This window comes from Empedobacter sp. UBA5924 (assembly GCF_002431085.1).
Lineage (GTDB): Bacteria > Bacteroidota > Bacteroidia > Flavobacteriales > Weeksellaceae > Empedobacter > Empedobacter falsenii_B.
Genome location: NZ_DJDM01000002.1, coordinates 20,400 through 32,031 on the forward strand (window position 1 = coordinate 20,400; position 11,632 = coordinate 32,031).

Annotated in this window: 10 protein-coding genes; 6 read left to right on the plus strand and 4 right to left on the minus strand. The window is 31.4% G+C overall.

All coding sequences use genetic code 11. The features are described from left to right. Positions 1–3: 3 nt before the first annotated feature. Both B3792_RS00665 and B3792_RS00670 read left to right on the plus strand, forming a co-directional pair. Positions 4–1,209, plus strand: a complete 1,206-nt coding sequence (locus B3792_RS00665) for an alanine dehydrogenase (protein ID WP_221856537.1) — start codon at positions 4–6, stop codon at positions 1,207–1,209. Between the two features lie 17 nt (positions 1,210–1,226). Beyond that, positions 1,227–1,586, plus strand: coding sequence for a hypothetical protein (locus tag B3792_RS00670; RefSeq protein ID WP_147280013.1), 360 nt, complete (start codon positions 1,227–1,229; stop codon positions 1,584–1,586). 269 nt (positions 1,587–1,855) lie between these two features. Here B3792_RS00670 and B3792_RS00675 read toward each other — a convergent pair whose 3' ends face one another. From B3792_RS00675 to B3792_RS00685, 3 genes are all read right to left on the minus strand, one after another. Next, the gene (locus B3792_RS00675) at positions 1,856–3,091 is read right to left on the minus strand and encodes a porin (protein ID WP_286496216.1); all 1,236 of its coding nucleotides are present in this window, start codon (positions 3,089–3,091) and stop codon (positions 1,856–1,858) included. A 71-nt stretch (positions 3,092–3,162) separates the two neighbouring features. After that, entirely contained in the window at positions 3,163–3,693 is a 531-nt protein-coding gene (locus tag B3792_RS00680) for a YqiA/YcfP family alpha/beta fold hydrolase (RefSeq protein WP_219035345.1), read from the minus strand. A gap of 146 nt (positions 3,694–3,839) precedes the next feature. After that, positions 3,840–6,716: an alpha/beta hydrolase family protein gene (locus B3792_RS00685; RefSeq protein WP_291068582.1), complete on the minus strand. Its 2,877-nt coding sequence runs from the start codon at positions 6,714–6,716 to the stop codon at positions 3,840–3,842. Positions 6,717–6,837: 121 nt separating this feature from the next. Between B3792_RS00685 and B3792_RS00690 the strand changes: the two genes are divergently transcribed. From B3792_RS00690 to B3792_RS00700, 3 genes are all read left to right on the plus strand, one after another. Further along, positions 6,838–7,779, plus strand: coding sequence for an MBL fold metallo-hydrolase (locus B3792_RS00690; protein WP_219035347.1), 942 nt, complete (start codon positions 6,838–6,840; stop codon positions 7,777–7,779). Between the two features lie 149 nt (positions 7,780–7,928). Then, positions 7,929–8,363, plus strand: coding sequence for a hypothetical protein (locus tag B3792_RS00695; RefSeq protein ID WP_219035348.1), 435 nt, complete (start codon positions 7,929–7,931; stop codon positions 8,361–8,363). Between the two features lie 167 nt (positions 8,364–8,530). Beyond that, positions 8,531–9,823 carry a serine hydrolase domain-containing protein gene (locus B3792_RS00700; protein WP_291068584.1) on the plus strand — a complete coding sequence of 431 codons (1,293 nt, stop codon included), beginning with the start codon at positions 8,531–8,533 and terminating at the stop codon, positions 9,821–9,823. Positions 9,824–9,875: 52 nt separating this feature from the next. Here B3792_RS00700 and B3792_RS00705 read toward each other — a convergent pair whose 3' ends face one another. Further along, a complete protein-coding gene (locus B3792_RS00705; RefSeq protein WP_286496213.1) occupies positions 9,876–10,697 on the minus strand; it encodes a hypothetical protein in 822 nt (273 codons plus the stop codon). Positions 10,698–11,306: 609 nt separating this feature from the next. Between B3792_RS00705 and B3792_RS00710 the strand changes: the two genes are divergently transcribed. After that, the coding region (locus B3792_RS00710; protein WP_291048101.1) for a hypothetical protein at positions 11,307–11,632 on the plus strand (326 nt) is incomplete at its 3' end.

Consider the following 11,632-nt stretch of genomic DNA (forward strand, 5'->3'; position numbering starts at 1 on the left):
TATATGGACGGAAAAAATATTTTCACGCCTTTTTCTCAGGAAGATCTTATTCCTCAACCCGAGCGTTTAGAGATTCCTCATAAGAAAGAACGCTTTGATATTGGAATTCCAAAAGAAACAAATAATCAAGAAAAAAGAATTTGTCTTTCTCCTGATGCAGTCGAAATTTTAGTCAATAATGGACATCAAGTTACGATAGAAACCGGAGCAGGAGAAAGTGCAAATTATTCAGATAAAGAATATTCGGAAGCTGGTGCGCAAATTTCTTACAATACGCAAGCTGTTTTCGAGAAACCTATTATTCTAAAAGTTGGTCCACTTACTTTAGATGAAATTGATTGGGTAAAACCAAATGCTTTGATTATTTCATCTGTCCCTACAAATACTTTAAGACGCGAATATTTTCAGAAATTAATTACAAAACGTGTGAATGCGGTTGGATTTGAATTTATTCGTGATGAACAAAATCATTTACCAGTTGTTCGTTTATTAAGTGAAATTGCTGGAACAACAGCAATTTTGGTCGCAAGTGAATTGATGTCTTCTACAAACGGAGGAAACGGAATTTTGATGGGTGGCGTAACAGGTGTTCGACCAACAGAAGTTGTGATTCTTGGAGCTGGAACGGTTGCAGAAAATGCGACAAGAACAGCTTTAGGTTTAGGTGCTTCGGTTCGTGTTTTTGATAATTCATTAACGAGATTAAGACGATTACAACAAAATATAGGACAACGAGTTTCTACTTCTACATTAGATCCAAAAGAATTAGGAAAAGCTTTGCGACGTTGCGATTTAGCAATCGGTGCACTTCGCGGAGAAACGCGTACACCTTGTGTTGTAACTGAGATGATGGTACAAAATATGAAAGCTGGCGCTGTAATTATTGATGTGAGCATTGATCAAGGTGGATGTTTCGAAACATCTGAATTAACAACTCACGATCATCCGATCATTATTAAGAATGATATAATTCATTATGCAGTTTCTAACATCACTTCTCGCGTCGCACGCACCTCTACCAAAGCATTGAGCAATTATTTCTTGTCGTATTTATTCCAAATTTCTGAAGAATCTGGTTTTTCGAATGTAGTACAATCGGATAAAACTATAAGAAATGGCGTATATTTGTACAAAGGAAGAATTGTAAAAAAGAACTTATGTGATTGGTTTGATTTACCATTTCACGACATTAATTTATTGATCATATGACGTTTACGCAAAGATTTATGAAGTATTTGATGGGAGTTGGAATTGGGTTAGTTTTCGTCGCTATGGCGTTTGGACCTCGTGCTTTCTCATGTAATTACTTTCCAAATGCAAGAGTTTTGGATGAAGCTTTTTCAAAAAGATTAGCTATTTCACCAGAAGCTCAAGCATTTTTAAAAGCAGAAAATTTAGATTCGACATTCTTGAAAAAAGAATTATTCAAAAGAAGTAAAGTTGATTTTGATCACTCGAAAAAAGATCAAGTTCCTTGTAGAGAATATTTGGCAAACTATAAAAGCAAAGACAATACAAAGGATTATGATTTTGTATTAGAAATTTGCAAAGAAGATTCAAAATTAGTTTCCATCAAAAAGAAATAAAACAAAAAACCACTTCAATTGAAGTGGTTTTTTGTTTTATAATTAATTTATAAATTTCAAAATTGCTAAAACAATTACGAAGATTAATATTGCGACAATAATTACATCTTTAAATTGCACTTTTTTAGTTCCGAACTCTACATTTCGGTTTAAACTTTTTCTTTTTTTATTGGATTGCATAGGTTGATATTTGACTGCAAATTTATTAAATATTATCAAATATCAAACCTTTATTTTATTCTAAAATATTTAATTTACAATAAGATATCTTAAATCCCAATTTCTATCTGAAAACGCGCGTACCAGTTGTTTTTCTTTTCTAAATTATAGAATTTTTGTTGTTCATACGTAAATTCTGCTTGTAATTTGAAAGCATGTTCCCAAATATATTTTGTCAAACCTAATGTGTATTGATTTGTATTCGGTGTAAACTCAAAAATTTCTTTATCTACTGTTTGAGTTGAATAACGTCCTATCACCTCCCAGTGTTTCGGGAATGTGTATGAACCTTGAAAATCCATTCCTTCTCCATTATAGATATAATTAAAATCAGAAATATCTGTAGGGTTATAAAATAACACATTATCAGAATTACGATTCATATAAGAATACATCAAATTCCATCCACGATATTTTAACATCACATCCAAAAACAATGATTTTATATTAGCTGTTCCTCCACCTACAATATCATCTCCTAACATTCCTGCTGTTCTATGTGCTCTATCATTGTAACTATAAGCTCCCGAAATCATCAATTTTGGTGTTTGTTCGTGAACTAAATCACCTTCATAATTACTTCCACCTTTTGTAAATTCTCCAAGTGGAAACAACTCAACTTTTCCTGTATAAGCTAAACCAGTATCCTTAAAACTTGTCCAATTTCGCCCTTCACCAGTAGAAATAGCTCCTCTCAAAATATAAGAGAATTTTTCTTGATTTCTTTTATTGTATAAGACTTGAAATCCAAAATCGCGATCGATATTAAAATCTGCATTATTGATAGATCGATCCGTTAATTGTAATGCTCCAGAAGAATTAACACGTTGTCTATTTCCTGGAAGTTTTGTTTGACCAAATCCTAAACTCCAATGTTTATTTGGGTAATAGAAAATCATCGCATCACGAATAATATTTGTATTCTTACCCTCTTCTGCTTTTCCTACATCACCTGCTGCAAAAGATAATTGCATCGAATAACCAAATTTTGGATCTCCGATATATCCATCAAAACGCAATCTTAAACGACGAATTTGTCCATCAATATTATCTTCTTCTCCATCATTATGATTATAACTAATGCGATTTTGCATACGAAATCTAATATTGACCTGATAAAGACTATCTGGAGAAGTAATTCCCAATCCGTTACCATAGCTGTAATAAGGCGACATCATATTCTTAAAATCCTGTACAGTTTTCTTTTTAGATTCTGTAGAATCTTTTACTTGCGCATACGAACTGATTGAAAATACAATAAGTATTAATATTAAAAATTGCCTCATGTTTATTTATTTATTTCTTGATTCGTGTGCAAAAATGCAGTTAATAAAATTAAATAATTGTAATGCGTAAATTAAATTAACGTTAACAATGACTCGAAGTTACGTATTCGATGATTGTCATCAATTTCTATGATTTCGATTTGTTGTGGAAAGATATTTTGTTGAATTTCAAAGAAAGTTTTTAGTTTTTCAAAATCCAAAACTTCGTCATGTACAGAAAGAAAAACCGTTGTATTTTCGAAACGATTCATATCCACTAAATATTGCGAAAGATTTTCTGGAAAATTATTTTCGACTTTCATCGACACATCAACCAAAGGATTTAACAAAATTAATTCACTCGATTTTCCATTTTCCTTTAATTTTTGTTGCAATTGCCAACCAAAATTCCCTCCAGTAGAACTTCCTATAATTGCCAAATCATTTACCAAACCTTTTAAATGTTCGTAAGCTTCAAATAAAATAGTTGCAATATTGTCCTCCGTTTTCCATTCAATACAAATAGCTGAAGGATAATTTTTTAGAATAGTTTTGAATTTGGTTGAATTTGCCGAACTATTTAGTCCATGGATATAAACAATTTGTCGATTATTAGTATTCATATTCAGTGCAATTATCCCTCTAAATTAAAACTTTTTCAAGAAGTTAATTATACATGAAATGTAAATTTAACAATATAATTGTGTTGTAAGAAATTCTTTTGACAAAAAAAGCGACCAAATTGGTCGCTTTTAAATATTTACTATAATTATTTCTCTAGATCAAATCCCCAATCAATACCTTTATTAATTGCAGAAACACCTTCTGTCATCCATTTCGGAGCAGGTTTATCTTTCAGATAATGATCAAAAAATTGAACTTGACGTTGTTGAATATCATTTTTATTCGCACGTTTTATCAAGTTATGATCATCTCCGTTATAATTTAACATCCAAACTGGTTTTTGTAAACGACGCAATGCCATAAACATTTCAATTCCTTGATACCAAGGAACAGCACCGTCTTCGTCGTTATGCATGATTACAACTGGCGTCGTAACTTTTGGCATATTAAACAAAGGCGAATTTTCGATATATAATTCCGGCGCTTCCCACAAGGTTTTACCGATTCTACTTTGCGTTTGTTCGTACTGAAATTGACGACTCATACCCGTCCCCCAACGAATTCCACCATAAGCAGAAGTCATATTAACAACAGGCGCACCCGTCCAAGCAGCAGCATACATATTGGTTGCAGTGATCAAATGTGCAACTTGGTAACCTCCCCAACTTTGTCCTTGTATAGCGATTTTACTTCCATTTACCCACGTATTTTTCTTCAACGCTTCTACTCCAGAATTGATATAATCTTCGGCAGATTTACCAGGATGACCAATTGTATATGAAATATCTGGTGTAAACACAATGTAATCGTTACTTACAAAATATGTGTGATTAATACGAGAAGGCGTTGGCGCAGGCGCTTGATAACGATTCAAATTATCCGAAAGTTTTTCGTAGAAGTAAACAATCATCGGATATTTTTTATTTGGATCAAAATTCTCTGGTTTATACACAACTCCTGTTGCATCTTTACCTGAATACGTTTTCCACGTTACCAACTCACCATTCCCCCATAAATAATCTTTTTGTTGCGGATTGATTGCAGATATCTTTTTCTCATCTTTAAAATTTGTTGAAACATAAACATCAGGCGAATTTCGGAACGATTCTTTTGTATAAATAAATTCGTTGGCATTCAACGCTTTCTTCATTTTTTGCGTTCCCCAAGTATTCGACATGACAACTTCTTCAGGATTTTTTGCTTTCGAAATGATTGTTTGATAAACCCCTGATTGTTTATTCTGATTATTAAAAGCACCTAAATAAACTAAATTATCTCGATTAATTGTTTTAATATCATCATTTAATTGATTGATACCAAACGTAATATTATGTTTACGACCGAAACCATTTGTCATATTTTCTGGACGACGTTTTCCAACCAAATCAAACTCCCAAATATCATATCGATCTTTGATTAAAACCGTTTCGTCATTATCAGTAAAATAGGCAACTCCATATTCTTGCGCTAAAGTTGGTGAATCATTTTCTTCGTCATAAAATTTCACTTTCAGCTTTTTATTCAGAACTTTTGTTTCCTTTGTTTCGATATTATAGCTCGACCATAATCCATTTTCGGCATTATAAAAAACAGCAAATTTTCCATTCGGCGACATTTCCACTTTTCCAGCCAAAGCTTTTGCAAATAATTCACGCTCTCCCGTTTTCGTATTAATGATATAATAATCTTTACGACCTGTTACATCCCAATTCAAGCTTAATCGATAGGCATTATCAGAAGTTCCTAAAGCAAAATTTGAATTTCCTTCGTTCAAAATCTCGACTTGATTCATATCCAAATCCGCTAATTGTGTCACTTTTACAGGATTCGATAAATCAATCACAGATAGGTACGAACGTTTTTTCTCTCGCTCAAGATTCTTCAATTGTTGTGGTTGAATAAAATCGTCTTTGTAACTCCAAACATCCACTTTTGCATGATCATCAGCAATCAAAGTTGTGTCTTTTTCTGCTAATTTCGGCATCAAACCAATGAACAAAGAATTTCCATCTTTGCTAAATTTTGGTTGACGATTTTCTGAAACTTGCCAATCTTTTTTCAATCCTAACAATTCAGATTTCCTGATTTGTTGCGGATTATTTGTTGTAGAATAATATAAATAATATGTTTTATTTTCCTTTTTCTCTTCGTCAGAAGTTCCAACAAAAGCGACTTTATTTGCTAATTCATCAAACGCAAATTGTTTAAAATCACCAATTGTATCTACCAATTGTTTTTGAACAAACGTTGCTGTATTCACTAAGAAAACACCATATTTAGTTTTATCTAAACTATCTTTTTTCTCTTGTTTAGTCGAAAAAATTAATTGCTTACCATTCTCGCTAAACTCATAATTCATCACATTTTTGAATGATTTTCTCTGACCTGAAATCAAATTTCTCAACACCAATTCTAACGGCGTATCTTTCTTATCTTTTCCAGCTGATTTTGCAACTTTATCCTTCGTTTTTGTAGAATCTGACTTGTCTTTTTTATCATTCTTCGTTTCTTCTTTTTCTAATAAATAAGCTAAAAGAGAACCTCCTTTTTTCGGTGTTTTGAATGATTTTATATTTGGTAATTTCTCGACTTGATTTGTTGCAAGATTTAATATTCCGATTGAATCTTTAGCAATTTCATGTTCCTTTTTCTTTTTGATTCGAACCAATTTCAAATCTTTGTAAAAAGGTCGAATTTTAAAAACGGCAAATTTAGAATCTGCTGTAAAAACACTTTGTTCACCACGATGAAAACTTAGATTTTTATCTGTTTTCAAACCAAAAAAGTTCAATGTATTATCGCTTTCTTGTGCATATACTTGATAAGCAACCCACGAACCATTATTTGATAATTCTTTCATTCCGATTGATTGCCATTCATCAAAAACAGTCAAATCAAGAGGTTTCTTTTGCGCATCAACATTCGTTGCCAATAAAGCAATTGCAGCTGCATACATTGCTTTTTTCATCATCAGTTGAGTCGCATAATTTTTCAATATTTTAGTAGATAATTTCGATTTCATTCTAACTAATTTTTATGCGTTAATTTTTAAAGAAATGTGAAAATACTAAAGTTTTTAGAAACTATGGGGATATTTTAGTTTAATAATACTTTTCAGTTGTATTTTTGTTAAAATTCTTTTTATGAAAAAATATCTATTAAGTATTGGATTCGGAATTTCGATGATTGCATCAGCACAAAATATTCAGATTGTTCCACTTGGTGTTTATGGAGGTAGCAATGAAAGCAATCTTTCATCTTATTTGATTGGTGAAGAAACAACAAACAGCTATTTAGCATTGGATGCAGGAACAATTCTTTCTGGAATCAATAAAGCAATAGAGAAAGGTACTTTTGAAGAACAAAACAATAAAATTCTGAAAAACTATATCAAAGGATATTTTATTTCACATGGACATTTGGATCATCTTTCTGGGATGATTATTAATTCTCCAGAAGATTCTAACAAGCCTATTTATGGTATTTCTGAAACAATTTCAGTTTTAAAAAATAAATATTTTACCAATGATGCTTGGGCAAATTTTGCCAATGAAGGTGAATCGCCAATTTTGAATAAATATTACTACAAATACGCAGAAATAGGAATACCTTTCACAATAGAAGGTACTAATTTCACAGGAACTATTTACGAATTGAGTCATGTAAACCCTTTAAAAAGTTCAGCAATATTAGTCGAAAATGGTTCAAATGCAGTCTTATATTTTGGTGATACAGGAGCTGATCGTATCGAAAAAACTCAAAACTTATCAACTATTTGGAAAGCAATTTCACCTAAAATTAAATCAGGAAAATTAAAAACAATGATGTTAGAAGTTTCTTTTCCGAATTCTCAACCCGAAAAATTATTATTTGGTCATTTAACCCCAAAATTAATGAACGAAGAATTAGGCGAATTAGCGAAAGAAGTTGGAAAAAGTAGGTTGAAAGGTTTAACAATTATCGTTACTCATATCAAGCCAAAAGATGATTATGAGCAAAAAATTAAAGACGAATTGTTAAAAGATAATCCATATAACATCAATTATATTTTCCCTCAACAAGGTGAAAGAATAACTCTTAAATAAATAATAAATACGAATTTATCATTTAAAGACAAAATAATTTTCAACTATTTATTTTAGTCGGTCAATTTTTATTATTTTGATAAATTAGCACTATTGATTTTTCATTTATTCGAATGGCTATTTTACATTTGAATAAACCATAAGAAAAAATGATCGCGCAAATAGGAGAAATTTTATTAATCGACAACCAACAATATATTATAGCCGAACAACCATTACATCATTATTTTAGAGAATTAAATCATCCACCTTATTTTACTCCACCTTCGCCAACATGCTGGAGAGGATATTATGGGAAATGGGAATTGAGAAATGACGAATTGTTTTTGATTAATTTCAGAGGATATTTGGATGGTTTGGATGAAGTTGAATTGAATTATTTGTTTCCGAGAAGAGAAGAAGTTTTTGCGAGCTGGTATTCTGGAATCATTAAAATCTCACAAGGAAAATTATTACAATTTAACCAATTGACACATACATCAATTTATGAAGAAGATTTAATGTTGTGTTTTGAAAACGGAAAACTAATCGATTATATCGTTCATAGTAATTGCACAAATTCTGAACGAGAAGTTGAGATCTAATCAATCGAATACTTCAAAACTTGTCGGTGAATTCGTCTTGTTATTTGACCTTATTATTCTTTCGAATTCACCGATTTTTAATAAAATAAAGTTTAAAATGGTTTTCGTAAATTTGAGAAGCAAGGTTCTCCTCTACTTCATTTATCAACCAAATAGATAGTACAACTATGAAAAAAATATTAGTTTGTTTAATTTTAGTGATGACGCAAATGAATTATGGACAACAATTCTTGACTGCAGAGCAATCGGATCCAAAGAATTTTAATTGGATGAAAGGGTTTCCACCTGCAAAAGAAGATATTTTGTCCGCTATAGATGGTAGCTTTTTTAACTTTCCGGCTTTGCGTTACAGCGTTTGTCATATGCGCGAGTTTTTCCCAACTGTAAATGTTGCTTCGGCACAAGAAAACAGATATACTTGGGCAACTAAATTGGATCAATCTATCGATAATGTGACTTTTACTCCTTTAGAAACTAAAGAAACTATGACATGGAAAGAATCTTTGCAAAAAAATTATACCGATGGAATTATTGTTTTACACAAAGGCGCTATTGTTTATGAGAATTACTTTGGAGAACTAAACAAAAACGGAACTCATACCTTGATGTCGGTTAGTAAAACCTTAACGGGTACATTGGGCGGAATGTTAGTTGCCGAAGGTATTCTAGATGAGAATAAAAAATGTAGTGATTATATTCCTGAATTGAAAACCTCAGCTTTTGGTGATGCTACGATTCGTCAAGTTTTGGACATGACCACAGCTTTACAGTATAGTGAAGATTACAGCGATCCGAATGCAGAAGTGTGGGCTTTTTCGGCTGCTGGAAATCCTTTTCCTAAACCTGCTAATTATAATGGACCTACAAATTATTATGATTATCTAAAAACAGTCAAGAAAAATGGTAAACATGGCGAAGCTTTTGGTTATAAAACAGTGAATACTGATGTGATGGGTTGGATTATTACAAAAGTATTGAATAAACCTTTGGCTCAAATTCTATCTGAAAAATTTTGGGAACCATTGGGAACAAACTTTGATGGATATTACCAGATTGATGGTGCTGGAATTGCTTTTGCAGGAGGTGGTTTTAATGCAAACCTTCGAGATTTAGCGATGTTTGGAGAAATGATAAGAAACAATGGTTACTTTAATAATCATCAAATTTTGCCTAAAAAATTGGTTGAGGAAATCAAAAAAGGAGGAAATCAAAAAGCTTTTGAAAAGGCAAATTATAAACTTCTAAAAGGCTGGAGCTACAAAGATATGTGGTGGGTAACGAATAATGAGCATCAAGCATTTATGGCGCGTGGCGTTCATGGTCAAGCGATTTATGTTGATCCAAAAGCGGAAATGGTTATTGTGCGATTTGCTTCCAATCCGGTTGCATCGAATAGTGCGAACGACCCGTATTCGTTACCAGCTTATCATGCTGTTGCAAAATATTTATTGACTAAATAACAAAAAGCTCAACTAATGTTGAGCTTTTATTTTATATGATAATTTGTTCGAATTAATCTTCTGATTCTTCTACTTCCGATTGTAAGCCTTCTCCAAATTCACTTAAAGCAGAATTTAATGAAATCTCTGTACAATACTTAGATCCTAAATCTAATCCTTTTTGTAAAAACTCTTCCGCTTTTTCCTTTTCTCCTGTAAAATAGTAATACGTATAAAATAATCCGTATCCATCTGGATTTCCTAAATCAATCACACGTTGTGCTAATTGCTGTAACTCTTTATTTGGTTTTAATTTCAACTCTTCTGTTGCACTTAATGTTTCGAAAACACCACCAGATTGTTCAGCAAATTTATAGGCAAAAACTACTTTACAACTTTCATCAAAACCTTCTTTACACAGTTTTGCATTTGCAGCTTCATTTTCTTTTAATTTTTTAGTTAAACTTTCTTCATCAAAATCAAACAAATAGGTTGCATTATTTTTAAAATTAATATCATAATTCTCTGCCATCCAATTTGCACGTTGTGCTAATTTAGAATCTGATTGAGGTTTATTTTCGAAAGATTTCAAATTTGATTTATACACTTTTTTATCCACCCAATCTGAAATTCCTTTTAATTGATTTTTCTCTTTTTTGAAGATAAAAACCGTTTTTTCGACAAATATTATAACCGAATCATTGCGTTCTGTAAATTCGTAACCAACCTCATCAAATTCACCGATTGTTACTCTTCCTTTTCCATCAAATTTCAATGGATTATATAATTCATCTTTTGCTTTTGTTGTAAAAACGCCTTCTAACGTATTAGTCGCTTGTTGAGCAAAAAGTGCTGACACCATAAAGAATGTTGTCAATAAAAATAGTTTTTTCATTTTTTAGAAAGTCTCAATTAATATTACGCCAAAAATAAACGTTTTAATTCGTCTAAAACTCACTAATTATAGTTAAAAATAAATTTCTTTGTTATCAACCAAGGACTCGGATAAGGTAAAACACACCTGTTTATAATCAACCGAGGACTCGGGTAAGTTAAAACACATCTGTTTAGAATAAAAACGTCGCACAATAACTAAGCTTTCGTCTTGCCCAGAGGGCATGAGATGGAAGCCTGTTGAACGGAACCGAAGTTAGCTTTTAATTCTTATGGAGTTATCGAAGTTTAGTTTTAAGCTATATAAGCAGTATTTTATATGATTACTGCTTTTTTTTATGCTTACGTAGAATGCGAAGTAGTGAAAACCTTAGTTTTTAAAATAGTATATACTCCACAAAAAAAGCTCCTCTCAGGAGCTTTTTGGGTTATGCAACGTTATTTATATATTCTTTTTTGACAATTAGTAAAAGAAAACACGAGCAAAAGTGGGAGAAAATTTGTAGGATTGTAGTTTTACAATAAGGGGTTTGATTGTGATTTTTTGGTATATTTGAGTGTAAAAAAAAATATTATTAACTATTTTAAAAGTAAATAAAATCAAGATTTAATGACTAATACAATAAAAACAAATTGGAAAACAACTGATTTTCGTTTTGTAGCTTTTTTAGATATATTAGGTTTCAAAGATAGTATTATGAGAAATACTCATGATGAAATTTATTCTAGATTAACCTCTATTAACAAATTCAAAAAAAGTATAGAAAAAACAAATTATAGTACTCATCTTGATGGATGCTATAGTGATACTGAAGTGTATATCGTTAACTTCTCTGATTCAATTGTTATCTTCTCTAAAAATGATGATAAATATAATTTTGAATATTTCCTTATTATGGTCAGATATTTATTTGGGTGTAATCTTCCCCTTGTTAA

What these genes read in the sequence shown, in the direction of transcription:
- B3792_RS00695 (WP_219035348.1), top strand. Translation starts at nt 7,929, where the DNA reads ATGATCGCGCAAATAGGAGAAATTTTATTAATCGACAACCAACAATAT.
- B3792_RS00675 (WP_286496216.1), bottom strand. Translation starts at nt 3,091, where the DNA reads ATGAGGCAATTTTTAATATTAATACTTATTGTATTTTCAATCAGTTCG.
- B3792_RS00690 (WP_219035347.1), top strand. Translation starts at nt 6,838, where the DNA reads ATGAAAAAATATCTATTAAGTATTGGATTCGGAATTTCGATGATTGCA.
- B3792_RS00670 (WP_147280013.1), top strand. Translation starts at nt 1,227, where the DNA reads ATGAAGTATTTGATGGGAGTTGGAATTGGGTTAGTTTTCGTCGCTATG.
- B3792_RS00700 (WP_291068584.1), top strand. Translation starts at nt 8,531, where the DNA reads ATGAAAAAAATATTAGTTTGTTTAATTTTAGTGATGACGCAAATGAAT.
- B3792_RS00705 (WP_286496213.1), bottom strand. Translation starts at nt 10,697, where the DNA reads ATGAAAAAACTATTTTTATTGACAACATTCTTTATGGTGTCAGCACTT.
- B3792_RS00680 (WP_219035345.1), bottom strand. Translation starts at nt 3,693, where the DNA reads ATGAATACTAATAATCGACAAATTGTTTATATCCATGGACTAAATAGT.
- B3792_RS00665 (WP_221856537.1), top strand. Translation starts at nt 4, where the DNA reads ATGGACGGAAAAAATATTTTCACGCCTTTTTCTCAGGAAGATCTTATT.
- B3792_RS00685 (WP_291068582.1), bottom strand. Translation starts at nt 6,716, where the DNA reads ATGAAATCGAAATTATCTACTAAAATATTGAAAAATTATGCGACTCAA.